This window comes from Streptomyces sp. A1277 (assembly GCF_004795015.1).
Taxonomy (GTDB): domain Bacteria; phylum Actinomycetota; class Actinomycetes; order Streptomycetales; family Streptomycetaceae; genus Streptomyces.
In genome coordinates, this window is the sequence record NZ_SSBI01000009.1 from 18,267 (window position 1) to 45,036 (window position 26,770).

20 protein-coding genes are annotated in these 26,770 nt (G+C 70.8%); 6 read left to right on the forward strand and 14 right to left on the reverse strand.

The features are described from left to right. Positions 1-116: 116 nt before the first annotated feature. Positions 117-1,358, forward strand: coding sequence for a cytochrome P450 (locus tag E6R18_RS08395; protein WP_136316221.1), 1,242 nt, complete (start codon positions 117-119; stop codon positions 1,356-1,358). Positions 1,359-1,587: 229 nt separating this feature from the next. Here the strand turns inward: E6R18_RS08395 and E6R18_RS08400 are convergent, their stop codons facing one another. The 9 genes from E6R18_RS08400 to E6R18_RS08440 all read right to left on the reverse strand — a co-directional run bounded on the left by E6R18_RS08400 (position 1,588) and on the right by E6R18_RS08440 (position 16,423). After that, the gene (locus E6R18_RS08400) at positions 1,588-3,021 is read right to left on the reverse strand and encodes a tryptophan 7-halogenase (protein WP_136316222.1); all 1,434 of its coding nucleotides are present in this window, start codon (positions 3,019-3,021) and stop codon (positions 1,588-1,590) included. Between the two features lie 84 nt (positions 3,022-3,105). Further along, positions 3,106-4,128 (reverse strand): LLM class flavin-dependent oxidoreductase, encoded by a 1,023-nt coding sequence (locus E6R18_RS08405; RefSeq protein WP_136316223.1) that lies wholly within the window; start codon positions 4,126-4,128, stop codon positions 3,106-3,108. Between the two features lie 36 nt (positions 4,129-4,164). After that, positions 4,165-9,081 carry a non-ribosomal peptide synthetase gene (locus E6R18_RS08410; RefSeq protein ID WP_168712299.1) on the reverse strand — a complete coding sequence of 1,639 codons (4,917 nt, stop codon included), beginning with the start codon at positions 9,079-9,081 and terminating at the stop codon, positions 4,165-4,167. A 65-nt stretch (positions 9,082-9,146) separates the two neighbouring features. After that, on the reverse strand, positions 9,147-9,356 hold the full coding sequence (locus tag E6R18_RS08415) for an MbtH family protein (protein WP_136316225.1): 210 nt from the start codon (positions 9,354-9,356) through the stop codon (positions 9,147-9,149). A 53-nt stretch (positions 9,357-9,409) separates the two neighbouring features. Beyond that, entirely contained in the window at positions 9,410-10,453 is a 1,044-nt protein-coding gene (hppD, locus tag E6R18_RS08420) for a 4-hydroxyphenylpyruvate dioxygenase (protein ID WP_136316226.1), read from the reverse strand. A gap of 148 nt (positions 10,454-10,601) precedes the next feature. Continuing rightward, the gene (locus tag E6R18_RS08425) at positions 10,602-11,891 is read right to left on the reverse strand and encodes a PLP-dependent aminotransferase family protein (protein ID WP_136316227.1); all 1,290 of its coding nucleotides are present in this window, start codon (positions 11,889-11,891) and stop codon (positions 10,602-10,604) included. Next, positions 11,884-12,558: an aspartate/glutamate racemase family protein gene (locus tag E6R18_RS08430; RefSeq protein ID WP_136316228.1), complete on the reverse strand. Its 675-nt coding sequence runs from the start codon at positions 12,556-12,558 to the stop codon at positions 11,884-11,886. The genes E6R18_RS08425 and E6R18_RS08430 overlap by 8 nt, the downstream gene beginning before the upstream one ends. Beyond that, positions 12,555-14,039 carry an FAD-linked oxidase C-terminal domain-containing protein gene (locus tag E6R18_RS08435; protein ID WP_136316229.1) on the reverse strand — a complete coding sequence of 495 codons (1,485 nt, stop codon included), beginning with the start codon at positions 14,037-14,039 and terminating at the stop codon, positions 12,555-12,557. The genes E6R18_RS08430 and E6R18_RS08435 overlap by 4 nt, the downstream gene beginning before the upstream one ends. A gap of 197 nt (positions 14,040-14,236) precedes the next feature. After that, a complete protein-coding gene (locus tag E6R18_RS08440) occupies positions 14,237-16,423 on the reverse strand; it encodes a molybdopterin-dependent oxidoreductase (protein WP_136316230.1) in 2,187 nt (728 codons plus the stop codon). A 274-nt stretch (positions 16,424-16,697) separates the two neighbouring features. On the opposite strand from E6R18_RS08440, the gene E6R18_RS08445 reads away from it, so the two are divergent. The 3 genes from E6R18_RS08445 to E6R18_RS08455 are packed head-to-tail and all read left to right on the forward strand — an operon-like array spanning position 16,698 to position 19,174. Then, the gene (locus tag E6R18_RS08445; RefSeq protein ID WP_168712300.1) at positions 16,698-17,243 is read left to right on the forward strand and encodes a phosphopantetheine-binding protein; all 546 of its coding nucleotides are present in this window, start codon (positions 16,698-16,700) and stop codon (positions 17,241-17,243) included. Then, positions 17,240-18,391, forward strand: a complete 1,152-nt coding sequence (locus tag E6R18_RS08450; protein ID WP_136316232.1) for a pyridoxal phosphate-dependent aminotransferase — start codon at positions 17,240-17,242, stop codon at positions 18,389-18,391. Before E6R18_RS08445 ends, E6R18_RS08450 begins: the two co-directional genes overlap by 4 nt. A 3-nt stretch (positions 18,392-18,394) precedes the next feature. Further along, on the forward strand, positions 18,395-19,174 hold the full coding sequence (locus E6R18_RS08455; RefSeq protein ID WP_136316233.1) for an SDR family oxidoreductase: 780 nt from the start codon (positions 18,395-18,397) through the stop codon (positions 19,172-19,174). On the opposite strand, the gene E6R18_RS08460 is transcribed toward E6R18_RS08455, so the two are convergent. From E6R18_RS08460 to E6R18_RS08480, 5 genes are read right to left on the reverse strand one after another with little or no spacing between them, the layout of a single operon-like run. Beyond that, positions 19,159-19,455 (reverse strand): acyl carrier protein, encoded by a 297-nt coding sequence (locus E6R18_RS08460; protein WP_136316234.1) that lies wholly within the window; start codon positions 19,453-19,455, stop codon positions 19,159-19,161. The two genes, E6R18_RS08455 and E6R18_RS08460, sit on opposite strands and share 16 nt — an antisense overlap. A 34-nt stretch (positions 19,456-19,489) precedes the next feature. After that, complete coding sequence (locus E6R18_RS08465) at positions 19,490-20,518, reverse strand: beta-ketoacyl-ACP synthase III (RefSeq protein WP_136316235.1); 1,029 nt, start codon at positions 20,516-20,518, stop codon at positions 19,490-19,492. Further along, a complete protein-coding gene (gene dmpG / locus E6R18_RS08470; RefSeq protein WP_136316236.1) occupies positions 20,515-21,561 on the reverse strand; it encodes a 4-hydroxy-2-oxovalerate aldolase in 1,047 nt (348 codons plus the stop codon). The genes E6R18_RS08465 and dmpG overlap by 4 nt, the downstream gene beginning before the upstream one ends. Continuing rightward, a complete protein-coding gene (locus E6R18_RS08475; protein ID WP_136316237.1) occupies positions 21,558-22,469 on the reverse strand; it encodes an acetaldehyde dehydrogenase (acetylating) in 912 nt (303 codons plus the stop codon). The genes dmpG and E6R18_RS08475 overlap by 4 nt, the downstream gene beginning before the upstream one ends. Before the next feature lie 27 nt (positions 22,470-22,496). Then, positions 22,497-23,168 (reverse strand): class I SAM-dependent methyltransferase, encoded by a 672-nt coding sequence (locus E6R18_RS08480; RefSeq protein ID WP_136316238.1) that lies wholly within the window; start codon positions 23,166-23,168, stop codon positions 22,497-22,499. 243 nt (positions 23,169-23,411) lie between these two features. Here E6R18_RS08480 and E6R18_RS08485 point away from each other — a divergent pair, with 243 nt between their 5' ends. Continuing rightward, positions 23,412-25,187, forward strand: a complete 1,776-nt coding sequence (locus tag E6R18_RS08485) for a non-ribosomal peptide synthetase (protein WP_136316239.1) — start codon at positions 23,412-23,414, stop codon at positions 25,185-25,187. Further along, complete coding sequence (locus tag E6R18_RS08490) at positions 25,187-26,695, forward strand: 4-hydroxyphenylacetate 3-hydroxylase N-terminal domain-containing protein (protein ID WP_136316240.1); 1,509 nt, start codon at positions 25,187-25,189, stop codon at positions 26,693-26,695. The genes E6R18_RS08485 and E6R18_RS08490 overlap by 1 nt, the downstream gene beginning before the upstream one ends. Positions 26,696-26,770 lie beyond the last annotated feature (75 nt).

Genomic DNA, 26,770 nt, shown 5'->3' on the forward strand with positions numbered 1-26,770 from the left:
GCCGCTCCGGCGGCGCGGGCTCGTCACCCGGCAAACGTGAAGAACATGACCGGCCTGATCGGGCCACAGCCAGGTCGTACCCCCCTTGTGGAACGGCTACGAAGGAGCGGATCCTGATGGAAGAGCGTTGTCCCGTGATGGATACGACGGGCCGGGACATCCACGCCGAGGCAGCCACGCTGCGGGCGCTCGGGCCGGCCGCGCAGGTCGAACTGCCCGGCGGCATCGTGGTCTGGTCGGTGACCTCGCACAGCGTCATCAAGGACTTGCTGTCCAACCCGAAGGTCACCAAGAGCGCCCGCAACCACTGGCCGGCCTTCTACAACGGCGAGCTGGCGCCGGACTGGGAGATGATCAGCTGGGTGGCCATGGACAACGTGTCCACGTCCTACGGCAAGGATCACGTGCGGCTGCGCAAGCTCATCGGCAAGGCGTTCACCCCGCGCCGCACCGAGGCCATCCGCCCCCTGATCACCGGCCTGACCACGATGCTGCTCGACGCGCTCGAGGCGACGCCCGCCGCAGAGGTCGTCGACCTCAAGGAGCGATTCTGCTACCCGCTGCCGGGCATGCTGGTCGCCGAGCTGATCGGCATGGGCGAGGAGCAGCGTGCCGCCACCGCCAAGGTCATCGACATGATGATCGACACCACGGTGTCCCCGGAGACCGCGCAGGGCATCCTTCAGGGCTGGCGCGGCGCAATGGCGGACCTGATCGCCGAGAAGCGCGCCCATCCGGGCGAGGACATCACCAGCGACCTGATCGCCGCCCGCGACGAGGACGGCTCACGGCTGACCGAGCAGGAGCTGGCCGACACCATCTTCGCCATTCTCGGCGCCGGCTCGGAGACCACGATCAACTTCTTCGACAACGCCGTCACCGAGCTGCTGACCCACCCCGGGCAGCTCGCGAAGGTCCTGTCGGGCGAGAACAGCTGGGACGACGTCATCGACGAGATTCTGCGCATGCAGTCCCCGCTGGCGAGCCTGCCGCTGCGCTACGCGGCCGAGGACATCGAGCTGGACGGCGTGACCATACCCAAGGGCGATCCCATACTGATCAACTACGCCGCGGTGGGCCGTGACCCCGGCCTGCACCCGGACAACCCGGAGTGCTTCGACATCGCCCGTGGCAACAAGGACCACCTGTCCTTCGGCTACGGCCCGCACTACTGCCTGGGCGCCGGCATCGCCCGCCTGGCCGCCACGATCGGCCTGTCGGCCCTGTTCGAGCGCTTCCCTGACCTGTCCCTGGCCGCGGCGCGCGACGAGTTGGTGCCGATGCCGACGTTCATCATGAACGGCCATCGCTCCTTGCCCGTGCGGCTGCGTGCGGAAGCGAGCAGCGCGGCCGCCTGACCGCGTCACCGCAGCGCCGTACCCGTTCGCTACGGCGCTGCGCGCACGGCCCGGCTCCCGGCGGCACCGCCCGTCGTGGCGCCGGGCCGTCCGCGCTCGGGCACGGTGGCGCGCTTCGTTCCCCGGCTCGTGGGCCCCGAGGCACCGGTCACCGGCTGTCGGCGTACGCGTGACGGACCGCCCCCCGCACAGAGGTCAGCCCCACCCGAGGGTGGGGCTGACCCCTGTCTCACGCTGCCGCGGTCGCGGGCAGGGCCCAGTGCAGCCCGTCGGCCGACGGCACCAGCCCGTCGGCGCGGACCGGTACCTGCTCGTCCACGGTGCTTCCGGTGGCGGCCTGGACCTGGATGTTGGCTCCGGCCTGCGCGACCGACCAGATCGCCTCCTCGACGTCCCGCCGTTTGCCGTAGGAGCCGGCGTCGACCAGTGCGCGCTCGTCCGAGGAGCCGCCGCCGACAAGGGACACGAAGGACTGCAGCTCCGAGGCCGTGCCGCCGGAGACCCTCTTGGCCTTCCAGAAGTAGGACTCCTCGTCGGAGTGCATGTCGTAGAAGGAGACGAGGAACTCGTGGAAGCGCATGTACTCCTGCCGGTAGCGGACTTCGTACTCCTCGAACAGCGTCTTCTCGTCGATCCCGGCCTCGGTCGTCGCGCGCAGGGCGGTGTTGAGCGAGCGCGCGACGAGCAGTCCGCCGTAGGTCGCCAGGTGCACGCCGGAGGAGAACACGGGGTCGATGAAGCCCGCCGCGTCGCCCACGAGCACCATTCCCGGCCGCGAGAACCTCTCCTGGATGTAGGAGTAGTCCTTGCGGACCCGGATCTCGCCGTACGGGCCGCTGGTGACCCGCTGGGCGTCGGACAGGAAGTCGGCGATCATCGGGCACTCCGCGATCAGCGCGTTCAGTGCCTGCTCGCGGTCCCCCTGGACGCGGTCCAGCGCGTCGCGGTGCACCACCGCGCCCACGCTGGTGAGTTCGTCGGACAGCGGTATGTACCAGAACCAGCCGGCGCTGAAGGCGACGGCCAGGATGTTGCCGCTGGTCGGGGCGGGCATCCGCTTGCCGCCGGTGAAGTAGCCGAACAGGGCGAGGTTGCGGAAGAACTCCGAGTACTGCCGCTTGCCGCCCACGCGGGAGTGGATGCGGCTCAGGTTGCCCGAGGCGTCCACCACGTACCGGCCGCGGAACTCTCGCCGCACGCCCGCGGCGTCGGTGCAGCTGACCCCGCAGACCCGGCCGTTCTCCTCGACGACGTCGGTGACGGTGTGCTCCTCGTGCACGTCGACGCCGTTCCTTCTGGCGTTGTCGAGCAGGATCTGGTCGAACTTCATCCGCTCCACCTGGTAGGCGGGTGCCGCCGCGTCGGCGAACTCGGGCGCGATGCCGAAGTCGAACGTCCACGGCTCGGGGTTGGCGCCCCAGCGGAAGGTGCCGCCCCGCTTGACCGGGAACCCGGCCTGCTCCAGTTCCTCGGACACCCCGAGCAGCCGGCAGATGCCCTGGACGGTGGACGGCAGCAGCGACTCGCCGATCTGGTAGCGGGGGAACCGCTCCTTCTCCAGGAGCACGACCCGGTGGCCTTGCCGGGCCACCAACGTCGCCACCGTCGAACCGCCGGGGCCGCCGCCGACGACGATTACGTCGGTCTCAGTAATGTCTGCCATTGCTTTCCTTCGCTCCGTGCAGGCGGACGCCTGCGACCTTCGACCGCGCCGACGGACCCGGCGCGGGACGGCTGATGGCTGCTGCTATCTGTCCATGGCCGCGGCGGCTCGCTCGATCGCGATCCGCGCGTGCCACAGGTCGTCGGGCTCGCGAGGGATGTCGAGCACGAACGTGCGGATGCCTCCGTTCAGGTACGTGGTCACTGCCCGTGCCACCTCGTCGTGGCTGCCCACCAGGTAGGGGCAGAAGGTGTGGTGGTAGCGGAAGGGAACCAGCCAGTACGGCTGCCCCCGCGCCTCGTCGGGGATGGGAACGGAAGCCAGCTGCGGCTGCCAGGACGAGCCGCCGGCGGACAGGAGCAGCTTCATTCGCTCGGCTCCCTCCGGGTCGGCCGGGAACCGCTTGTGGGCGATCCGCCACGCCTCGGCCGAGTCGTCCCGCGCGATGATGCCGATGCTGATGCCTGAGCCGAACCTGTTCTTGCGTATGCCGGGGCTCGCGAAGTCCTCGGGCAGCACCGGGAACGAGAGCTGGCCGAGGCCCAGCGACTCGCCGGCTTGCAGGCTGGCCGCCGACGAGCCGGACACGTACGCCGTGGGCAGCAGATCGTCGGGCACCGCCGTGGTGAGCCGGGCCCGCCGGACCGTGTAGTACTCGCCCGCGAAATTGGCCATGCCGCCACCGAGCAGCGTCTTGACGATCCCCACGTACTCGGTGAGCCGGTCGTAGCGGGCGTCGTGCGACAGGGTGTCCCCCTGGACGGCGAGATCGCGGATGAATCCGCCGCTGACGAAGTTGATGTCGACTCGCCTGCCGTACAGGTGCGCAAGCGACGACACCGCCCTGGCCACCGCGAACGGAGTCTTGTCCAGTGGCTGTACCGCGACGAGCGGTACGAAGGAGGCGGTGTTCGCGATGGCCGCCTGAGCCGCCAGCCACACGTCCATCGACGTGTTGTCGCTGTAGACCAGGGCGCCGCGGTAGCCCGCGTCGTCCACCCACCCGGCAAGCTCCAGGAGCGTGCGCAGGTGGGAAGTCCGGCCGTGTCCGATGCTGGACCGGACTGTTGAGTAGAGGGTGACACCGCTGGCGGCCAGGTCGTTCATTTCGTCCCTCCCGCCCTACGGGCGTGGCTTCGAGGATCAGGGCTGTTCGGTCGCGGACGCCGGGACCCGGCCGGCGACGCCCCGGACGGACGGGTCGGCCAGGAACTCTCGCAGGCTGATCACGAGTCCGAACTGCTCCTCCAGCCGGGCGACGAGCACGGCGGAGAGCAGCGAGTGCCCGCCCAGGTCGAAGAAGCTGTCATCGACCCCGACCCGCTCCACCCCCAGGACCTGCGCGAACAGCTCGCACAAGATCCCTTCGACGGGGGTGGACGGTTCCCGGCCGGCCCCGCCGGCGAGGGCCGGTGCGGGCAGGGCCTTGCGGTCCAGCTTCCCGTTCACCGTCAACGGCAGCGCGTCCAGGACGATCACGGCGGAGGGCACCATGTGGCTGGGCAGGACCTGTCCGGCCGCGGCCCGCAACTGCGCCGGGTCCAGCACGGTTCCGGCAGCCGCTTGCACGTAGCCCACCAGCCGCTGGTCCCCCGGCCGGTCCTCCCGGACCACGACGACGGCTTGGTCCACTCCGGGCTGCCGGGCGAGCACCGCCTCCGCCTCGCCCGGTTCGACCCGGAATCCGCGGACCTTGACCTGCTCGTCGGCCCGGCCCAGGTACTCCAGCTCACCGTCCTGCCGCCGGCGCACCAGGTCGCCCGTGCGGTACATACGCTCCCCGGACGCGAAGGGGCACGCCACGAACCGCTGCGCGGTCAGCCCCGGCTGGTTCAGGTATCCCCGGGCCAGACACGGTCCGGCCAGATAGAGCTCTCCCGCCACGCCCGTAGGCACCGGCTCCAGCCGGCCGTCCAGCACATACGCCCGCACGTTCCAGGCCGGTTTCCCGATCGGCGCGTCCCCGCCCGACAGCGGCGCGCTGATCGTCGTGCACACGGTGGTCTCGGTCGGGCCGTAGGCGTTGAACATCCGCCGGCCCGCCGACCACTCGACGGTCAGCTCGCTGGGGAGGGCTTCACCACCGACGACCAGGCATTCCAATCCCCGCACGCCTTCGGCTGCCGCCCCGGCCAGAGCAGCCGGTGCCACCACCGCGTGGGTGGCCCGCAGTTCGCGCAGCGTCCGGACCAGCTCTTGCCCGGCCAGCGGACCCGGCTCGGGGATGACGAGTGCCGCACCGGCGGGCAGGGACGAAAGCAGTTCCAGCAGCGACATGTCGAAGCTCAGCGAAAGGAGCTGGGCCACCCGTGACGCGGGGCCGGTGCCCAGTGTGCTGATCATGAAAGCGGACAGGTTCGCCAGGCCCAGATGGCTCACCACCACGCCCTTGGGACGCCCGGTGGACCCCGACGTGTAGATCACGTACGCGGGGTGCGCGGGCAGCAGCGGCGCCGGCCGGTCTTCATCGGTGACGGTGCCGCCGGACTGCCCCGCCACCGCCGCGGCGACCTCGGGATCGTCCAGGACGACCAGCGGGCTCCGGGTGGCCAGGTCCCCGACGGCCTGCCGGCTCGTGACCACCGCGACGGGCGCGGCGTCGGTGAGCATGTAGTCGATCCGGTCCGCCGGATACCCCGGGTCGACCGGCAGATACGCCGCACCCGTCTTGGACACCGCCAACACCGCCGCCACCAGCTCCAGCGACCGCGGCAACGCCACCGCCACCACCCGCTCCGGCCCAGCACCCAACCCCAGCAGATACCGCGCCAGCCGACTCGACCACGCGTCCAACTCCGCGTACGACCACGACACACCCGCACACTCCAGCGCCACCGCATCCGGCGCCCGCACCACCTGCCCCGCGAACAACTCCGGCAACACCCGCACAGGCACATCCCGCGCCGCGCCGTTCCACCCCGAGACGACCGACTCGCGCTCAGCCGCGGTCAGCAGCCGCACGCCGCTGACGCGCAGCGCCGGGTCGGCCGCGACCTGGCCCAGCAGCCGCACCAGCCGTTCGGCCAGCGCCCGCACCGTGCCCTCGTCGAACAGGTCCGCCGCGTACTCCAGCACGCCGCTGATCCCGTCCGGGGTGCCGTCCGGTCCGTGCCGCGGCCGGAACGTCAGCGTCAGGTCGAACTTGGCCGAGCCCGCGTCCAGGTGCATGTCCTCGGCCCGCAGACCGCGGATCCTCCACTGCCTGGACGTGTCGTCGTCTGCGGCCAGCATCACCTGGAACAGGGGGTGGTGAGCGCTCGAACGTATCGGGTTCAGCACCTCCACCAACCGCTCGAACGGGACGTCCTGGTGCGCGTAGGCGGCCAGGTCCCGGTCGCGGACCCGGCCCAGCAGCTCCGCGAAGCTCGGGTCGCCGGACAAGTCCGTCCGCAGCACCAGTGTGTTGACCAGGAATCCGACGAGCTGGTGCAGCTTTTCGTCGCCTCCGCGACCGGCCACCGGGACACCGATGGGGATGTCGGTGCCGGCCCCGGACCGGGACAGCACCACCGCCAGTCCGGCCTGGAGCACCATGAACAACGTCACCTGATGGGTCCGCGCCAGTTCCACCAGTGCGAGGTGCAGCTCTGCGTCCAGATCCGTCGTGATCTGCGCACCGCGATAGGAGGGATGCGCCGGACGGGGCCGGTCGAAGGGCAGCTCCAGGTGCTCGGGCAGGTCGGCGAGTGCCGACTGCCAGTACGCCACCTGCCGAGCCAGTACGCTGTCGGGCTCTTGGTCCCCGCCGAGCAGTTCGCGTTGCCACAGCGTGTAGTCCGCATACTGCACGGGCAGGTCCGGCCACTGCGGTGCGTGGCCCGCCAGCCGTGCCTGATACGCCTCTTCCAGGTCCCGCAGCAGGACGCCGAGCGACCAGCCGTCACTGGCGATGTGATGCATCAGCAGCACCAGCACGCACTCGTCGGGGCCGAGCCTGAACAGCCATGCCCGCACGGGCGGTTCGGCAGCCAGGTCGAACACGTACCGTGCCGCCCGGTCGGTCAGCGCGGGAAGCTCGGACTCCTCGGCCCGCACCACCGTGACCTCGGGCACCACCAGTGCGGCCGGCGTCACGTGCTGGTACGGCTGCCCGTCCACCACCGGGAACGTCGTCCGCAGCACCTCGTGGCGCCCGACCACGTCACGGAACGCCGCGGTCAGCGCGTCCGCGTCCACCCGGCCCCGCAGCCGCCACGCGACCGGCACGTTGTAGGTCGCGCTCGGGCCCTCCGACTGCGCCAGGAACCACAGCCGCTGCTGCGAGAACGACAACGGCAGGCGCTCCGGGCGGTCCGCCCGCACCAGCGCGGGCCACGCTTCCCCGGTCTCGTCGAGCGACCGCGCCAACGACTGGGCCGTCGGGTGGTCGAAGACCGTCCGGATCTCCAGCTCGACGCCGAGCGCCGACCGCACCCTGCTGATCAGCCGGGCCACCAGCAGCGAGTGTCCGCCGAGATCGAAGAAGCTGTCATCGGCCCCGACCCGCTCCACCCCCAGGACCTGCGCGAACAGCTCGCACAAGATCCCTTCAGCTGGGGTGGTCGGCTCCCGGCCGGCCCCGCCGGCGAAGACCGGTGCGGGCAGGGCCTTGCGGTCCAGCTTCCCGTTCACCGTCAACGGCAGCGTGTCCAGGGCCACCACCGCGACCGGCACCATGTGGACGGGCAGCGCCTGTGCCGCGGCGGCCCGTATCGCGCCCGGGTCCACCCGGCTCCCCGCCGCGGGCACGACATAGCCCACCAGCCGCCGGTCCCCCGGCCGGTCCTCGCGGACCACCACCACGGCCCGGGCCACTCCGGGCTGCCGGGCGAGCACCGCCTCGATCTCGCCCGGCTCGATCCGGAACCCGTGGACCTGGACCTGCTCGTCGGCCCGGCCCAGGTACTCCAGCTCGCCGTCCTCCCGCCGGCGCACCAGGTCGCCCGTGCGGTACATCCGCTCCCCGGACGCGAAGGGGCACGCCACGAACCGCTGCGCGGTCAGCCCCGGCTGGTTCAGGTATCCCCGGGCCAGAGACGGCCCGGCCAGATAGAGTTCCCCCGCCACACCCGCGGGCACCTGCTCCAGCCGGCCGTCCAGCACATACGCCCGCACGTTCCAGACCGGTTTCCCGATCGGCGGCGCGTCCCCTCCCGACAGCGGCCCGCTCATCGTCGTGCAGACCGTCGCCTCGGTCGGGCCGTACGCGTTGAACATCCGCCGGCCCGCCGACCACTCGGCGGCGACCTCGCCCGGGCATGCCTCACCGCCGACCAACAGGGCTTCCAGGTCGGGCAGTTGTTCCGGATTCGCTCCGGACAGGGCAGCAGGTCCGACCAGGGCGTGGGTGACCCGCAGCCCTCGCAGCGCGTCAGCCAGTACCTCCCCGGCCAGCTGCCGCTGCTCCGGCAGGACCAGCGCCGCACCGGCGGGCAGCGACATGACCAGCTCCATGACGGCCGCGTCGAAACTCAGCGAGGCCACCTGACCGACCCGCGACTGCGGCCCGATTCCCAAGGTGCTGATCAGGAACGCGGACAGGCTCGCCAGGCCCAGATGGCTCACCACCACGCCCTTGGGACGCCCGGTGGACCCCGACGTGTAGATCACGTACGCGGGGTGCGCGGGCAGCAGCGGCGCCGGCCGGTCCTGATCGGTGACGGTGCCGCCGGACTGCCCCGCCACCGCCGCGGCGACCTCGGGGGCGTCCACATGGATCGCGGTCGTGTCCGCCAGGTCCGGCAGGCGCGCGGAGGTTGCCCGGTCAGTGACCACCGCGACCGGTGCGGCGTCGGTGAGCATGTAGTCGATCCGGTCCGCCGGATACCCCGGATCGACCGGCAGATACGCCGCACCCGTCTTGGACACCGCCAACACCGCCGCCACCAACTCCAGCGACCGCGGCAACGCCACCGCCACCACCCGCTCCGGCCCAGCACCCAACCCCAGCAGATACCGCGCCAGCCGACTCGACCACGCATCCAACTCCGCGTACGACCACGACACACCCGCACACTCCAGCGCCACCGCATCCGGCGCCCGCACCACCTGCCCCGCGAACAACTCCGGCAACACCCTCACAGGCGCATCCCGCGCCGCGCCGTTCCACCCCGGGACGACCGACTCCGGCTGGAGGTCCATCCCGGTCATGCCCGTCCGGCTCGGACAAGGCTGTTGGGGCGCATGTCAGTCCACTGCTCTTCGACGTATTCGAGGCAATTCGAGCGGGAATCCACGTCGTGTGCCGTTTCCCAGCCGGCCGGAACAGCGGCGTCGGCGGGCCACAGGCTGTACTGGCCTTCGGAATTCACCAGGACCAGGTACAGGGCGTCAGGGTCCTCGAATGGATTAGACATGGAAACCTCATTCCTCATTCCCATTGACGAGCGGATTCCTTGAGGGCTGTCCCTCAGGACTTGGGACCGGCTTCTTGCTGCGCCTTGACGCTGTCGTAAAGGTGCCTGATGTTGGAGCTGCCGAACGAGGTCGCACCGACCCGCTCGATGATCTCCAGGAAGACGGTGTTCCTCGGGTGCACGGACTTGGCGAAGATCTGGTAGAGCTGGCCGTCGTGGTCCTCGTCCACGAGTATGTCCAGATCCCGCAGCTCATCGACGGGGTGCCGGTGCTGCTGGACCCGGTCGGCGAGCACGGAGTAGTACGCGGACGGCGTGGTCAGCAGCGCGACGCCGCGATCGGCGAGGCCCCGCACGGTGGTGAGGATGTCCCCGGTGCTGAAGGCCAGGTGCTGCACGCCTGGGCCGTCGTGGTCCTTGAGGAACTTGTCGATCTGGCCGACTGCCATGTGGGTGTCCGCCTCGATGAGGGTGAACGTGACAGCACGGGACTTGCTCTGCACCACCTTGATGACCATTCCCTGGTCGCCGGTGACGATCCGCTCGGTGAGGGTGAGGTCGAAATCCAGCGTCCGCAGGTAGTAGTCGACGGTCTCGTCGAGCCGGCCCGGCTCGACGCAGGCCGCGAAGTGGTCCACCTCGAGCAGCCCGGTCCCCGGGGCGGGGTCGCGGCCCGGCACTGCGACGAGGCCACGCCCGTCGGCTGCCGTCGAGCCGTCCGGCCGCTGGATGAACGTGTGTGTCACGTCGCCGAATCCGGCGACCGTCGCAGTGGTCGCCGCGCCCCGGGTGACCGGCGCCGTGACCGGCCGTACGCCGCGCCGCACGGCCTCGGCGAACGCCCCGGCCGCGTCCGGCACCCGGATGCCGATGTCGCCGATACCGTCCCCGTGCTGCTCCGTGTAGGCGCGAGCGGGGTGGTCCTCGCTCGACTCGGTGAGCAGCAGATCGATGCCCCCCTGCCCTACGTTGACCGACCGCGTCGCACCGTCCCCCGGAGCCGAGTTCGCGCGCACGGCGAATCCGTAGCCTTCGACGAGCCAGGCGAGGCTTCGACCGATATCTTCCACATAGAACTCGACATAGTCGATCTTCATATCCTGTAAAGCGTTCGTCACGGTCTCTACCTCCACCGGCGAATATCTGGCCTCTGGCGTGCCGCCCCAGCGAGCTACTTCGAGAATCACAGTGCCGGACCGGCGCTGTCGTCTCTCACGTTGCCTGCGTCGGTAAAAGGACGGCGCGTCATGCGTTCTCCGCGACAAGGCGGGAAAGCCTTCGCACGCCTTCCGTGATCTGCTCCGGCATCAGATAGCTGCAGGACAGCCGGGCCGAGCGGTCGCCGCCGTCGGTGTAGAAGAACCTCATCGGCGTCCACAGAACGCCGTACTGCTCAGCGGAGAGTTCGAGAAGTGTCTCGTCGGCGCGCAACGGCAGGTCGACCACCGCGAAGAAGCCGCCGCTCGGCACGTTCCACCGCACCGCGCGTGCGCCGCGCCCGGATCGCGGGAAATGCTGCTCCAGCGCGGCGAGCATGGTGCGCAGGTTGCTCCGGTAGAACGCGATCTTGTCCCGGTTGGCGGCGCGCAGGGCACAGCCCGACTCGACGAGGACGCCGCCGATGACGGCCTGCGAGACCGCCGAGGTGTTGAGGGTCAGCATGCTCTTGACCGCCGACATCTCGTCGGCGAGCAGGGTGCGCCCGCCCTGCTCGCCGACCACGGTCTGGTCGGCGACGAGGAAACCCACGCGGGCGCCGGGGAAGCAGGATTTCGAGAACGACCCCAGGTAGATCACGCGTCCGTCGGTGTCCAACGCCTTCAGGGTCGGACGCGGCTCGTCGTCGAGTCCGAACAGGCCGTACGGGTCGTCCTCCAGCAGCAGCAGATCCTGCTCGCCGGCGAGGTCGAGCAGCCGGCGGCGGGTCGCCACGGGCAGTGAGACGCCCGAGGGGTTGGAGAAGTTCGGCACGAGGTAGAGCGCGCGGGGGCGCTTTCCGGCGGCGCGGACCGCACGGACCACCTCGGCCACGGTCTCCGGTGCGAGCCCCGCCGCGGACTCCGGTACGGGCACCACCTCGACGCCGAGGATCCGGGCCGCGCCGCTCAGCCCGACGTAACAGGGCTCGACTGCCAGGACGACGTCCTCGGGGCGCGTACACAGCGCCCGCAGGGCGATGACCATGGCCTCCTGGCAGCCCGATGTGACCATCACCGCTTCCGGCGGCACCACGATGCCCTCGTCGGTCTCGAGCATTCTGGCGATCAGGGTGTGGAGCTGGCCGTTGGTTCGCCCGTACTGGAGCAGCAGGCCGCGCACCTGTGCCTCGGAGAGTCCGTCGGCGCGGAGGTGGTTGAGATAGACATCGAGGTAACGCTGCACGTCTTCGGCCGAGTAGAACCCGTCGTAGGGACGGCCCGCGGCCAGCGAGATCGCGTTGGGGAACCGGCTCGCGACCTCGTTGAGGAAGTTCATCGAGGTCGCGGCCGGGTCGGAAACCGAGACGTGCAGGTCGGCACGGGACAGCTCAACCATGGTCCACCGATCCGGTCGCAGCCAGCGTCGTGAGCTCCACGAGCCGCGTGCCGACGTCGATGACCGGAAGGTCGCAGACGGCGGTGATCAGCGGCAGGAGCGCGGTGAAGTGCGTGCAGGCCAGGACGACGGCGTCGAGGCCGAGGTGCTGAGCCAGGCGCAGCGTGGTCGGCAGGTGCGAGGCGGTGAAGGCGGCCTCCACGTCACCGGCCTCGATCCCGCGCACCAGGGCGGGGTCCGACACCCCGAGCATCCGGTGCCGGGGGGCGATCCGCAGGGCGGTGCGCTCGAAGCCGAGGAGGGCCTGGGCGTTCCCGGTGACCACCAGGGACGACCCGAGTTCCGGCAGCAGTTCGCCGTAGACCGTGACCGGTGAGACGACCGGCAGCACCGCGTCGTCGTGGTCCACCACCGCGGCCATGGAGTTGCAGAACAGCATGACGTGTTCGGTCCCGTCCGCCCGTAATCCGGCGAGGCGCCGGTGGAACGAGGCCGCCAGCGCGCCGGGGTCGTGGTACTGCAGCCAGTCCTGCTCGTCGGGCGAGGCCGCCATGGCGTACGGGTGCGCGGGCAGGCCCTCGGCGCGCAGCAGTTCGACGCCGAGCCCCGTGTCGTACGGGGTGCCGGCGATGACCGCCACCGCGGGCCGTGCGCCGCTCGTCGTCATGGGTTCACCGTCCTCGTGGCGTCCGTTCTCTTCGATGCCCGCGGTCGGGACGGCGGCCGTCGTCTTCCGGGTTGCGGCCGGTCCGGCGCGATCACCTTGCCGGGGTTGAGGATCCCGGCCGGGTCGAGCGCGGCCTTCAGTGCCCGGGTGACCCGCATTGCGACGGGGCCGAGTTCGCGGGCGAGCCAGTCCCGCTTGAGCATGCCGATGCCGTGCTCGCCGGTGCAGGTTCCGCCCAGTGCGAGGCCCAGTTGCATGATGGCGTCGAACACCCGCCGCCCGCGGTCCATGCTGGACGGGTCCGCCCGGTCCACCACGATGACCGGATGCAGGTTTCCGTCTCCGGCGTGCCCGACCACCGCGACCAGGAGGCCGTGTCGTGCGGAGATCTCCTCGACCCCCTCGATGAACTCGGCGATCCGCGTTCGCGGCACTGCGACGTCGTCGACCACGAGGCCGCCTCGCCCGCCGGGGAACGCCTGCGCCGCGAGGCGTTCCATCGCCGGGTGGGCCAGTCGGCGGGCGGCGGTCAGCGCCTGGGCCTGCACCCCGTCCTCGGACACGTACAGGCTCTTTGCCCCGGCGGCTCGGCAGCGGTCCGCGATGGCGGCCAACTCGGCCCCGGCGCGGTCGCCCGTGTCGGTGGCTATCAGCAGCATCGCCCCGGCCGTCGCGGGGAGGCCCATCGGCCGGTACGCCTCGATGGCCTCCAGATGCGTGCGGTCGAGCAGTTCCAGCATGCTCGGGACGTGGCCGGCGGCGGTCACCGCCGCTACGGCGCCGCAGGCGGCCGCCACCGTGGGGTACAGCGCGACCAGGGTCCGGATTTCCCCGGCGGCGGGCCGGAGCCGGACAACGATCTCGGTGATGATGCCGAGCGTGCCTTCCGCGCCGACGAACAGCCGCGTCAGGTCGTACCCCGCGACGCCCTTCACCGTCCGGCGACCGCAGCGCAGGATCTCGCCGTCGGCGAGCACGACCTCCAGGCCGAGCACGTACTCGCCGGTGACGCCGTACTTCACACAACACATCCCGCCCGCGTCGGTGGAGACGTTGCCGCCCATGGTCGAGGACTCCCAGGAGCCCGGGTCGGGCGGGTAGGCGAGGCCGTGCGCGGCGGCGGCGCGGTGCAGGTCGGCGTTGACGACACCCGGCTGCACGACCGCGATGCGCTCCGCCGGGTCGATCTCGATGATCCGGTCCAGCCCGGTCAGCGACACCACCAGGGCACCGTCGACCGCGTTGGCCGCACCGGTCAGCCCTGTGCGCGCCCCCTGCGGGACGACGGGAACACCGTGTGCGGCGGCCACCCGGACGGTTGCGGCGACTTCGGCGGTGTCCCGCGGGCGCACCACGGCCAGCGGGGTGCCCGCGGTGCACAGGTCGGCCGCGTCGCGGCGGTGAAAGGCCAGCAGATCGGGGTCGGTGAGCACGCGGTCGGCGGGCAGCACCGCGAGCAGCTCTTCGACTGTGGCATCCATTCCCGCACCGTAACGAGGCGCACGGGCGGGACTCCATCCGGCGACGCGAACTCCGCACTCCGAGAGATGGGGCCGGTGCGCCGGCCGCCGCCGGGGGGCCGCACCTGGGATTACGGGGCAGCCCTCAGCTCGCGCGGGCCGGCTCGGGCCGGTCCGGCGGGTCTTCGCCGGTCCGGCCGGCCCCGGGCCGCGCGGCCCTACGTTCCCTGCCCCTGGGGCGCGGCCCGCACCGTCACCGGCACGCCGTTGAACACCGCGGTCCCCGAGACCCCGTCCAGCACCGCATCGTCGGTCAGGGTGTTCGCGTTCACCCCGGGGTCCCGGCGCGCCACCGTCTGCGGGAGGCCCTGGTGGCCCCAGCCGTGCGGCAGGCTCACCACGCCGGGCATGATCGTGTCGGTGATCTCGATCGGCACCGTCAGCTCGCCTACCGTCGAGCCGATGAGCACCGGCGTCGTGGCGTCCAGGCCGAGCCGGGTGGCGTCGCCCGGGTGAATCTGGAGCGTGCAGAGGTTGGTGCCGCCGCGCAGCTCCTTCACGTTGTGCAGCCAGCTGTTGTTCGACCGGAGTTGGCGGCGGCCGATGAGCACGAACTCCGGCGGCTCGGCGTCCAGGCAGGTGCGGAGCCGTTCGGCCTCCGCGACGAGTTGCGGCGGCGCCAGGTCCACGCGGCTGTCGGGGGTGCGGAGCAGGGCCGGCAGGCGTGGTCGCAGGGCGCCCAGGTCCAGGCCGTGCGGCGCGTCGAGCAGTGCCTTGAGCGACAGGCCGTAGCCGCCGGCGCGCAGCAGTGCGTCCAGGATCTTCTCGGTGCCGTCCTCCCCGTCGAGTGCGCCGGCCGCCTCCCCGGTGATGCCGAGCTGGTCGAGGAACATCTCCTCGGCGCGGGCGGGCTCGGCGCCGGCGCCGAGCCCGGCGGTGATCAGCGTCAGCCGGGCCAGGATCTCGGCCTCGGAACGCTGGTCGTCGTCCAGCGGCAGGATCGCACGGGAGTAGCGCGCGTAGTTGCGCACCATGATGATCTGCACCAGAAAGTCGAAGTGCGGGCTCTGGAGCGTCCGCGGCGGCGGCAGGATCACGTCGGCCAGGCGCGTCGTCTCGTTCAGGTACGGGTCGACGCAGACCACGAATTCCAGGCCCTCGACGGCCCGGGCCAGCCGGGGTGCGTTGGGGGCCGAGGACGCCGGGTTCCCGGCGACCACCACCAGCGCCCGGACCTGCCCCTCGCCCGGTGTCTCGATCTCGTCGGCCAGTGTCGCGACCGGGAGCTCTCCGAGCACCTCCGGCAGTCCCCGGACCCGGCTGTGCCACTTTCCGGTCGAGAACGCCGGGCCCGTCCGGAAGATCTCCAGCGCCGCCGTCTCGGCGAACATCACACCGCCCCTGCGGTCCAGGTTGCCCGTCAGGGTGTTGAGTACGTCGACCAGCCATTGCGCCACCGTGCCGAACCGTGTCGTGCACGTCCCGATCCGTGCGTAGACCGCGGCCGTGGGTGCCGCGGCCAGCTCGCGGGCCGTCCGCACGATGGTCTCCGGCGCGATCCCGCACACCGGCCCCACGGACTCCGGCGGGAAGCCGCGGGCCAGCTCGCGCAGTTGCTCCAGCCCGGAGACTTCCAGGCCCGTCCGCTCCAGGCCCTCGTCCAGCACGGTGTGCACCATGGCCATCAGCAGCAGCGGGTCGGTGCCGGGCCGGACGGACAGGTGCTCGTCGGCCAGCGCGGCGGTGCGGGTGCGCCGGGGGTCGACGACCACCAGCTTCCCACCCCTCCTCCGCAGGGCCTTGAGACGCCCGGCGAAGTCCGGGGCCGCGCACAGCGAGCCGTTGGACTCCACCGGGTTCGCGCCCAGTATCAGCAGGTGGTCGGTGTGGTCCAGGTCCGGCACCCCGATCGCCATCGCGTCGCCGAACATCAGGCCGCCGGCGACCTGCTTGGGCATCTGGTCCGCGGTACTGGCCGAGTACACGTTCCTCGAACCCAGGGCCTGGGTGATCGCCTGCCGGTAGAGGTATGCGCCGATGGTGTGGAACGTCGGGTTGCCGAAGTACAGCGCGACCGCGTCCCGGCCGTGCCTGCTGATCACCTCGGACAGGCCCGCGTCCACCGCGGCGAACGCCTCCTCCCAGCTGACCTCCCGTAACTCGCCGTCCCGGCGCAGCAAGGGTCTGCGCAGCCGGTCGGGGTCCTCGTCCAGCTTTCCCAGCACCGCGCCCTTGGGACAGATGTATCCCTTGGAGAAGGGGTCGCGCTCGTCCCCGGTGACCCGCAGGACGCGGCCGGCGTCGTCCAGGTCGAGCCGCAGGGCACAGCCTGCCTCACACAGCGGGCAGGTCCGGTGCGCGGTCCTGGTCCCGCTTTCCTGGCCCGTTACATCCTCGGTGGTCATCACTACTCCCTTGGGACGGCGCCTGTTTCCCGACGCCAGGGTATTTGCGAACCCGCCCGTGGGAAGCCCTGCTCCTTTGCGGCCGCATTCTGGGAGATGCGGCCGCATACCGAACCCGTCCTCAGCGATTCAGCATTCTGAAAGGTGCCCGGGAAGCGGCCACCGATCCGGTGCGAACGCTTTGTCGTTGAGCAATCTGGGAGCTTGTCGGCGGGGCCGGGCTTGCGAAGGCTGTGGGGGAATGCTCGGAGCCTGCGTGGAAGGTGAGCGACTGATGGCTGTTGCCGCGCTCCAGGATGTGCGAGACGTGCTGGCCGCCTGCCCCGATCTCGCGGATGCCGCGGTCCTGGCGCATGTGCGGGATTCCGTGGGCCAGGTGCATGTGGCCTATGTGGTGCCGGGTGGTCCCGGTTTCGATCTGGCCGTGCTGCATCGGCTCCTGAGGGGGGCGTTGCCCGGTACGGCGGTGCCGGCGGCTGTGGTGGTTGTCGATGCGATTCCGGTGGACGCCGGCGGGGCACCGCGGCCGCAGGCGCTGCCGGTGCCGGATCTGCGGGGGCTGGTGCCTTACCGGTCGCCGGGATCGGCCCGTCAGGAAGCGCTGTGCACGGTCTTCGCGGAGGTGCTCGCCAGGCCCCGGTGGGGACTGGACGACGACTTCTTCGTGATGGGCGGCGAGTCCATCGACGCCATGCTGATCGCCAGCCGCGTCGGCCCGGCGGCCGGCGTGGAGATATCGATCAACGAAATCTTCGACGCGCCCACCGTCGCGGAGCTCGACCGGCTCCTGGACACGCTGACCACCGAGGCCCGGCGATGATCGAGATCGCCGACCGGATGCGGAACCTGCAGGAGTCCTCGATCACCGCTATGACGGTGCGCTGTCAGGAGCTCGGTGCCATCAACATCGCACAGGGACTCTGCCGGGTTCCACCGCCTCCTTCGCTGCTGGCGGAAGGCGCGCGGGATTTCCGTGACATCGGCCATTCCTACAGCGCGCCCGAGGGAACCGCCGCCTTTCGCGAGGCTGTCGCCGGCAAACTGAAGAAGTACAGCGGGCTCAGCGTCGATCCGGTGACTCAGATCGTGGCCACGGTCGGCGCGACCGGCGCCCTCATGGCCACGCTCACGGCGCTGCTCAACCCGGGAGACGGCGTACTCCTGTTCGAACCCTTCTACGGCAACTATCCGACCGCTCTCGGGGTGCTCGGTCTGCGAGCGGAGCCGGTCCGGCTCTTCGGCCCGGGATTCGAGGTCACCGACGAGGCGCTGCGATCGGCCGTCACCGACCGCACCCGAGCGATGATCGTCTGCACGCCGAACAACCCGAGCGGGCGACGGCTCACCACGGCCGAACTCATGACGATATCGGCCGTCGCGCAGGAGCACGATCTGCTCGTCATCACCGACGAGGTCTACGAGGACATCTACTTCGGCTCGACCCCGCACATCGCCCCGGCGACCGTCGGCGATCTCGGCAGGCGCACGGTGACGGTGTCGTCGCTGGGGAAGTCGTTCAGCGTTCCCGGATGGCGGCTCGGTTACGCCTGCGGCCCGGAACGGCTGATGAACGCGGTCAGGGTCGCGGCCGAGTCGCTCGTCGTCTGCCCGCCGGCTCCGCTCCAGGAACTCGGCGCGCGGGCACTGAGGCTGGGCGACGACTACTATCGCGGGCTGCGCGAGATGTACGACCGCAAGCGCCGCGTCCTGACGGAAGGCTTCGCCGCCGCCGGGTTGTCGCCCAACGAACCGGACGGCTCCTACTTCCTGTTCGTGGACTGCTCCCGACTGGGAGTGGCTACGGGGACGGAGGCGACCGAGGTCCTGCTCCGGCGAAGCCTCGTGGGAACCGTGCCCGGAGAAGCGTTCTACCTGAACCCACCGGACCGTCCGTACATCCGCGTGTGCTTCTCCCTTCCCGACGATGTCATAGCCGATGCCGCCGACAGGCTGGCGAGAGGGGTCTGACTCATGGCCGAGAACGTGAGTGAGTCGAACGGAGGGCGCGCGGTTCTCGTGACCGGGGCGGCCCGGGGAATCGGGTGGGCCATCGCGCGTCGGTTCGCGAAGGCCGGTGACCGGGTGGCGATCCTGGACCGGGTGCCGGTTGAGGCCGCCGAGAAGCTGGTGGCCGGACTCGACGGCAACGGGCACGTCGCCGTCCAGGCCGACCTGACCGACGGCGACGCCGTACTCGCGGCAGTGGATTCGGCCGTCACCCGGCTGGGCGGCCTGGACGTCCTGGTGAACAACGCCGGCGTCTTCACCGCACACCCGATCACCGAGGTCGATTACGCGACCTGGCAGGAGCAGTGGCGCGCGACGCTGGCGGTCAACCTGGTCGGCGCGGCCAACGTGACCTGGTGCGCGGTCAGGCACATGAAGGAGCGGGACGGCGGTGGGCGGATCGTCAACGTCTCGTCGCGGGGCGCGTTCCGAGGCGAGCCGGACGTGCCCGCGTACGGGGCCGGCAAGGCGGGTCTGAACTCCTTGACCCAGTCGCTCGCGCTCGCGCTCGCGCCGTACCGGATCGCGGTCTCCGCGGTGGCGCCCGGGTTCGTGGCCACCGATATGACCACGGAGTGGCTCAAGCCGCCGGGCGGCGACGAGATCAGGGCGCAGAGCCCGTTCGGCCGTGTCGGGGAGCCGGACGAGATCGCCGCTGCCGTGTTCTACCTGGCGTCCGCTCAGGCCGAGTGGGCCAGCGGCGCCGTCCTCGACCTGAACGGCGCCTCCTACCTGCGGACCTGAGCCTGTGGCGGGGCGGCTGCCACCGCCCCGCCGCGGCCGTCGGCGGGAGACGCCGGAGGCGGGGTCCGCTGCTCCATGAGCGCGGCGATGTCCGCCACCGTGTCGAGCTCGATCAGCTCGTCGTCGGAGATCTCGATGCCGTGGTGCTGGCTGAGCACCAGAGACAGCTCGACAACGGTGAGTGAGTCCACGCCCGCCTGTTCGAGTGTGGCGTCCGGTCGTACTCTGCCGGATTCCAGCAGCAGGACATCGACCATGATTGCCTTCAGCCGCTCGTACATTGCGTCCTCCGGTGTCCGGTGGCTCTCCGATGCCCTACGCATCGTGGAGTTCGAGGTGTGGCCAGGTCAGCGTGGTGGCGCCCCAGGTGAGGCCGCCGCCGAAGGCGACGAGCAGCAGCCGGTGGCCCGGTTCGATGCTTCCGTCCGCCGTCGCCTGGGCGAGCAGGACCGGGATCGAGGCGGCGGCGGTGTTGCCGACGTCGCGGATGTTCTGTGCCATCAGGTCCCGGCGCAGGCCGAGCCGCTGGGCCAGCGCGGCGCTGACGCGCGCGTTCGCCTGGTGGGTGACGACGCGGTCGACGTCGCCCAGCTGCCAGCCGGCCAGGTCCAGCGCCTCGGTGCCGGCCGCGCTCATCCGCTCGACCGACTGCCGGAACACCTCGCGGCCCCGCATCCGGAAGTACTGCGAACCGTCGTCGGGGGCCGGCCCGGTCAACGGCCGACGCGCGCCGCCGGCCTCGACCGTGATCAGCTCGCCGCGCTCGCCGTCGCTGCCCAGGACCAGCGGGCCGACCGCTCCCGGCTCGTCGGCCCGGCCGCGCCGCAGCACCACCGCGCCGGCCCCGTCGCCGAAGATGGGCAGGGTCGTCCGGTCGTCCGGGTCGAGCAGGGTGGAGAACGCTTCCGCTGCGATCACCAGGACGCGTTCGGCCAGCCCCGCCGCGATGAAACCCGCCCCGGTCGCCAGGCCGTAGAGGAATCCGGTGCACACGGCGGAGACGTCGAAGGCCGCGACACCGCCGAGGCCGAGGCGCGCGGCAACCTCCGGCGCGGTCGCCGGGCAGCGCCGGTCCGGGGTGGTGGTGGCCAGCACGAGCGCGTCGATCTGCCCGCCGCCGGCCGATTCGAGGGCCGCCCGGCCCGCCCGGACCGCGAGGTCGGATGTCGTCTCGCCCGGTTCGACCCAGCGGCGCCGGGAGATCCCGGTCCGGTCCACGATCCATTCGTCCGGCGTGTTCAGACGCGCGCCCAGCTCGGCGTTGGTGACGATCCGGTCCGGCAGCCGGTATCCGATCCCGCAGATGACCGCCCGGTCCGCGGCGCCGTCCGGGCCACCGGTCACGGCTCGTCCCCGAGCCCCGCGCCCCGCAGGGCCAGCGCGACATCCACGATGAGGTCCTCCTGACCTGCGACCGCCTGGCGCCTGCCCAGTTCGAAGAAGACATCGCGCGGATCGACTCCTTCGCGCGCGGCGACGTCGAGTACGCGGGTCTTGAACCCGGAGAACACTCCGGCCAGGCCGCTGACGACGGAGAGGGAGTCGATCGTGGGCGGCGCGGGCATCAGTTCCCGTTCGGCGATGTCCGCCGCGTCCAGGAGCCCGTACAGGTCGATGCCGGTCCGGTACCCGAGCCGTTCCAGCACCGGCACCAGCACCTCCAGCTGGGTGTTGCCCGCGCCGGCCCCGAAACCCCTCGCGCACGCGTCCAGGATGTCCGCTCCCGCGTCGGCGGCCGCGACGGAGTTCGCCACGGCCATGCCCAGGTTGTTGTGGCCGTGGAATATCACCGGTACGTCGACGGCGGCGCGGATGGCCCGGATGCGCTCGGTGACGTCGGGCGGGAGGTAGTGGCCGGCGGAGTCGAGGATGCCCACACCGGTGGCACCGTACTCGACCAGCCGCGCGCACTCCTCGGCGAGCTGGTCCGGGGTCGCCATGTGGCTCATCAGGAGGACGCCGTGCGCCTGGACACCCTCGTCGCGCAGGAAGCCGAGGTGCCGTTCGGCCAGGGACGACTCGGTGCAGTGCGTGCCGATGCGGACCAGGTCGACCTCGTGCGCGATGGCGTTCTCGATGTCCTGGACCGTGCCCCAGCCCGGCAGCAGGAAGACGCCGAGCCGGCTGTTGGTCAGGGCTTGCCTGGTGATCGACAGCATCTCGTCGTCGTCGAGCCTGGCGAGGCCGACCTGAAGCGAGGACGCGCCCAGCCCATTGCCGTGGCCGACCTCGACCACCGGAACGCGCGCGGCGTCCGCCGCCCGGGCGTACGCGCGCAGCTGGTCCGCGCCGAGGCGGTGCCGGACGGCGTGGTGGCCGTCCCGCAGACTCGGGTCGTGGATCTGGATCGGCTTGCCCGGGGTCTCCGGTTCCGTCGCCTCGGTCATGAATCCCCCACGCCTGCCATCGAGAGCCGTTCCGCCGCGTAGTTCTCCGCGACGAGGATCGCGGCGGAGTTGATGATGTCGAGATTCCCGGCGTACCGCGGGATGCGGTCCCCGGACGACGCGACCTCGACGGAGATGAACGCTTTGCCGTCGTTCACGGTGCACGCCTTCACCGTGAAGCCTCCGGCGTAGGAGCGGACTTCGTCCGCGGCTCCCGCCACCAGCGAGGACACCGATTCGGTGGTGAGATCCGGGCCCAGCAGGGACATCGCGACCCGGAAGGTCGCCGGCGGCCGCGCGGGGCTGATGTTGAGCATCACTTTGACGTCCCCGACACCGGTGAAGCTGCGGATCGCCTCCTGCGTGGTCTCGACGTACTCGTCGAGGTTCATGCGTGTCCCGCGACCGATGCTCAGGGTGGCACAGGTCGTCACCACCTCGATGTAGTCGACCCGGTGCGCCCGCGTGATCGCGTGCAGGATCGGCACCGACGCCTGACCGCCGCAGCTCACCATGCTCAGGTCGCGGTGGGCGTGGATGTCCGCCCGGTTGACGGTCGGGATGATCATCTGCCCGTTCCGGCTCGGCGTCAGGTCGATCAGCGTCGTGCCCAGCGGCAGGAGTTTCTCCACGTGCTGAGCGTGGGAGGCCGCGCTGGTGGCGTCGAAGACCAGGTCGAAGGGGCGCTCGGCGTCCACCAGGGCCTCCACCCCCCGGGCCGAGACCGGCACGCCCAGCGCGGCCGTCCGCCGCAGTCCCGGCGCGGCTTCGTCGCGGCCCACGACCAGCCCCAGATCGAGACGGCCGGACCGGATGATCTTGGCCACCAGGTCGATGCCGATGAGGCCGGTGCCGAGCACCGCCACGGACAGCCTGCCGGCCGCTGCCCGGGAGCCGTTGTAGGTCATTCGTCGCTCCTGACGCGAGAGGACATCTCAGTCGCGGGCGCGCTTGTACGCCAGCGTGACGCCGTCGAAGATGGGAAGCATGCTCAGCTCGACTCGCTCGTCCTCGAGCAGCATGGAGTTCAGCGCACGCATGGAGTCGGCCTCCGGGTCGCTGAAGTCCGGTCGCGCGACGTCGCCGGCCAGAAGGACGTTGTCGATCACCATCAGGCCGCCCGGCCGCAGCAGTTCGAGGCAGCGCTCGTAGTAGAGCGGGTAGCCCTCCTTGTCGGCGTCGATGAAGGCGAAGTCCACGGTGCCGGCCGCGCCGTCGGCCAGCAGCATGTCCAGGGTCCGGACCGCCGGGCGCAGTTCGAGCTGGATACGGTCGGCGACGCCGGCCCGCTCCCAGAACGGGCGCCCGATGTCGGCCCACTCCTCGTTGAAGTCGAGCGCGATGAGGCGGCCGCCCGGAGGAAGCGCGCGGGCCATGCACAGCGTGCTGTAGCCGGTGAACACCCCGACCTCGACGACGGTCCTGGCCGACGTCAGCCCGACGAGGAAGCCGAGAAGCTGCCCCTGCTCCGGCGAGGCCGACATGTTGTGTTCGAACACCTGCGAGGTGGTCGCCGCCCGCAACTCGCGCGCGATGTCGTCCTCGCGGAGCGACACGTCCTGGACGTACCGCTGGATCTCGTCGTCGAGCACCAAATGAACGAGCACCGGTTCCTCCTCGTGGCACCGATGGGGGACGGCCGGCATTCATCGTGCCAGGAAAGAACACCGCCAACGTCTCCGAAGTTGCGCATCGGATCAAGCGGAATCTGTGTATAGCAAGCGCGGAGGCGATCCGGCCCCGCGCCTTGGGCATGGTGATGAAGAAATGCGAGGGACCGGTCTCATGAATACGACGCATGTTCCTTCATGACGACAGTCGAATACACAGAGCTATGCGGAGAGTGGCATATGACAGCCTTTTCTATTCCCGCCCGGTTCGCCGAGCAGGTTGCCAGGACTCCACATGCGACAGCCGTTTTTGAGGCTGTGACGGGGTCCGCTCTGAGTTATCAGGAACTGGACCGGCGAGCCGGCCGGCTCGCGCACCGGCTGATCGCGCTCGGTGTCGGCCGCGAGGACCGCGTCGGGGTTCTGATGACGCGGTCGGCCGATCTGGTGGTCGCGCTCCTTGCGATCCTCAAGGCCGGCGGGGTCTACGTACCGGTCCACGAAGCCGACCCCGCCGACCGGCGGCAGTGGATCGTGGACCGCGCCCGCCTCGAACTGCTGCTCGTGGACGACGCGATGCGCCTGGCCGGCGTTCCCGACCGGGTTCCGGTTCTCGCGGTGCGCGATCCGGAGATCGCCGGGGAGCCCTCCGACGGTCCGCGGGTGCCGATCCATCCCGATCAGCTGGCCTACGTGATCCACACGTCGGGCTCCACCGGCCGGCCCAAGGGCGTCGCGGTGACCCAGCGGGACGTGGTGCGGCTCCTGGTGGATCCGCAGTGGGACGTCGAACGGCATGCGCGGGTGCTGCAGTTGGCGCCGTACGCCTTCGACGTGTCCGCGTACGAGATCTGGATGCCGCTGCTGCACGGCGGCCAGGTGGTCGTCGCGCCCCCGGGCCGGCTGGAGCCCTCGGTCGTGCGTGAGCTGATCGTGAAGTACGAGATCACCGGGCTCCATATGACCGCCGGTCTGTTCCGGGTGTTCGCCGAAGAGGCCCCGGCGACGCTGGCCGGTGTGCGCGAGGTGCTCACCGGCGGCGACGTGATCTCGCCGGTGGCCGTCCGCCGGGTACTCGACGCCTGCCCCGACATCGTGATCCGCGCGATGTACGGCGCGACGGAGGGAAGCGTGTTCTCGGCGCACTGTGCGATGACCCGCGACACGGAGCTCGGCAAGGCCGTTCCGGTCGGCGATGTCTTCACCGGAGTCGGCATCCACGTCCTGGACGAGGGCCTCATGCCCGCGCCGGCCGGCGCCATCGGCGAGATCTACCTCGCGGGCGAGGGCGTCGCCCGCGGCTACCAGGGTCAGGCCGGCCTGACCGCCGAGCGGTTCGTGGCCGACCCGTTCGGCCCGCCGGGATCCCGGATGTACCGGACCGGCGACATGGCCCGCCGGACCGCCGACGACACGGTCGAGTTCGTCGGCCGGGAGGACAGCCAGGTGAAGATCCTCGGCTTCCTGGTCGATCCGGCCGAGGTGGAGGCGGCGCTGGCCGACCATCCGGGGCTGACGCAGGTCGTGGTCCTGCCACGCGCGAGTGAGGACGGGAACAAGCAGCTGGTCTGCTACGTCGTGGCTGGGTCGGGCACGCTCGACCTCGCGGCGCTGCGCGCACACGCCAGGACGAAGCTGCCCGGCTACATGACACCGAAGGCGTTCGTCCGGCTCGACGCACTGCCGCTGACCGCCAACGGCAAGCTGGACCGCGAGGCGATGCCGGAACCGGACTTCGACCAGGTCGTCGCCTCCCGGGCGCCGAGGACGCCGCTCCAGCAGGAGCTGTGCGCGATGTTCAGCTCCCTGCTGGAGGTGCCCGAGGTGGGGATCGACGACAGCTTCTTCGACCTCGGCGGCCAGTCGCTGCAGGCGATCCGGCTGTGCAACCGGATCGGTGCCGCGGTCGGCGTCGGGGTCTCGGTGAACAAGCTGTTCGATAACCCGACCGTGGCCGAACTGGCGGCGTTCATCGACGGCAAGCGGTCCGCGCACTCGGCACCGGCGGCCCCCTGATGACGGGGCCGACCCGGCCGCTGACCGGTGCCGAGTACCTGGAGAGCCTCCGTGACGACCGAGAGGTCTACATCTACGGCGAACGGGTGGCCGACGTCACCGCGCATCCGGCGTTCCGCAATCCGGCGCGGATGATCGCCCGGCTCTACAACGCGCTGCACGATCCGGAACACCGTGACGTGCTCACCACCGCCACCGACGCCGGCGGCCCCGGCGGCTACACCCACCGGTTCTTCACCACACCGCACAGTGCGGCCGACCTGGTCGCCGACCAGCAGGCCATCGCGGCGTGGTCCAGGCTGACCTACGGCTGGATGGGGCGCAGCCCGGACTACAAGGCATCGCTGCTCGGCACGCTCGGCGCGAACGCGGACTTCTACAACCCCTTCGCCGACAACGCGCGGCGCTGGTACCGGGAGTCCCAGGAGAAGGTCCTGTACTGGAACCACGCCATCGTGAACCCGCCGGTGGACCGGCACCGGGGACCGGACGAGGTCGGCGACGTGTTCGTGCACGTCGAGCGGGAGACCGACGGCGGCGTGATCGTGAGCGGTGCGAAGGTCGTCGCGACGAACTCCGCGCTCACGCACTACAACTTCGTCGCCCACACCGGCCTGCCGGTCAAGGACCGCAAGTTCGCCATCGCGGCCACGGTGCCGATGGACGCGCCCGGGCTGAAGCTGATCTGCCGCCAGTCGTACTCCGCCGCGGCGGAGTCGACCGGCAGCCCGTTCGACTACCCGCTGTCCTCGCGGCTGGACGAGAACGACTCCATCCTGGTCCTGGACAAGGTACTGATCCCGTGGGAGAACGTGTTCATCTACGGGGACGTCAACAAGGTCGGCATGTTCAGCGGGCACTCCGGGTTCGTCGAGCGGGCCATGTTCCACGGCAGCACACGGCTCGCGGTGAAGCTGGAGTTCATGGCCGGCCTGCTGGCCAAGGCCCTGGACATCACCGGGGCCGCGGACTTCCACGGCGTGCAGACGAGGCTGGGCGAAGTGCTCGCCTGGCGGAATCTGTTCTGGGGGCTGTCCGACGCGGCGGCGCGCAACCCGGTGGAGTGGCGGGACGGCGCGGTGCTGCCGAACCCCGACTACGTCATGGCGTACCGGTGGTTCTCCCAGGTCGGCTACAACAGGGTCCGGGAGATCGTGTTGCAGGACGTCGCGAGCGGACTGATCTATCTGCCCTCCAGCGCGCAGGACTTCCGCAACGAGGAGATCCGGCCGTACCTGGACACCTACCTGCGCGGTTCGCACGGCGTCGACGCCGTCGAGCGGGTCAAGGTGATGAAGCTGCTCTGGGACACGATCGGCACGGAGTTCGGCGGCCGGCACGACCTCTACGAGCGCAACTACTCCGGCAACCACGAGAACACCAGGATCGAGTTGCTGCGCGGCCAGATCGGCGACGGGCAGATGGACGGGTACCGCGCGTTCGTCGATCGCTGCCTGGCCGAGTACGACCTCGACGGCTGGCGGGCACCCGACCTCGCGCGGGAGTAGGCCCGCCACCCGGGGCCGGGCAGCCGCCGCGGGCGGCCACGGCGGTGGGGCGGGAGGCAGCGGTCCGGGCCGCGT

Excerpts from the sequence above, each read along its gene's own strand:
- E6R18_RS08395 (WP_136316221.1), top strand. The coding sequence starts at position 117 with ATGGAAGAGCGTTGTCCCGTGATGGATACGACGGGCCGGGACATCCAC.
- E6R18_RS08400 (WP_136316222.1), bottom strand. The coding sequence starts at position 3,021 with ATGGCAGACATTACTGAGACCGACGTAATCGTCGTCGGCGGCGGCCCC.
- E6R18_RS08405 (WP_136316223.1), bottom strand. The coding sequence starts at position 4,128 with ATGAACGACCTGGCCGCCAGCGGTGTCACCCTCTACTCAACAGTCCGG.
- E6R18_RS08415 (WP_136316225.1), bottom strand. The coding sequence starts at position 9,356 with ATGTCTAATCCATTCGAGGACCCTGACGCCCTGTACCTGGTCCTGGTG.
- hppD (WP_136316226.1), bottom strand. The coding sequence starts at position 10,453 with ATGAAGATCGACTATGTCGAGTTCTATGTGGAAGATATCGGTCGAAGC.
- E6R18_RS08425 (WP_136316227.1), bottom strand. The coding sequence starts at position 11,891 with ATGGTTGAGCTGTCCCGTGCCGACCTGCACGTCTCGGTTTCCGACCCG.
- E6R18_RS08430 (WP_136316228.1), bottom strand. The coding sequence starts at position 12,558 with ATGACGACGAGCGGCGCACGGCCCGCGGTGGCGGTCATCGCCGGCACC.
- E6R18_RS08435 (WP_136316229.1), bottom strand. The coding sequence starts at position 14,039 with ATGGATGCCACAGTCGAAGAGCTGCTCGCGGTGCTGCCCGCCGACCGC.
- E6R18_RS08440 (WP_136316230.1), bottom strand. The coding sequence starts at position 16,423 with ATGACCACCGAGGATGTAACGGGCCAGGAAAGCGGGACCAGGACCGCG.
- E6R18_RS08445 (WP_168712300.1), top strand. The coding sequence starts at position 16,698 with ATGGCTGTTGCCGCGCTCCAGGATGTGCGAGACGTGCTGGCCGCCTGC.
- E6R18_RS08450 (WP_136316232.1), top strand. The coding sequence starts at position 17,240 with ATGATCGAGATCGCCGACCGGATGCGGAACCTGCAGGAGTCCTCGATC.
- E6R18_RS08455 (WP_136316233.1), top strand. The coding sequence starts at position 18,395 with ATGGCCGAGAACGTGAGTGAGTCGAACGGAGGGCGCGCGGTTCTCGTG.
- E6R18_RS08460 (WP_136316234.1), bottom strand. The coding sequence starts at position 19,455 with ATGTACGAGCGGCTGAAGGCAATCATGGTCGATGTCCTGCTGCTGGAA.
- dmpG (WP_136316236.1), bottom strand. The coding sequence starts at position 21,561 with ATGACCGAGGCGACGGAACCGGAGACCCCGGGCAAGCCGATCCAGATC.
- E6R18_RS08475 (WP_136316237.1), bottom strand. The coding sequence starts at position 22,469 with ATGACCTACAACGGCTCCCGGGCAGCGGCCGGCAGGCTGTCCGTGGCG.
- E6R18_RS08485 (WP_136316239.1), top strand. The coding sequence starts at position 23,412 with ATGACAGCCTTTTCTATTCCCGCCCGGTTCGCCGAGCAGGTTGCCAGG.
- E6R18_RS08490 (WP_136316240.1), top strand. The coding sequence starts at position 25,187 with ATGACGGGGCCGACCCGGCCGCTGACCGGTGCCGAGTACCTGGAGAGC.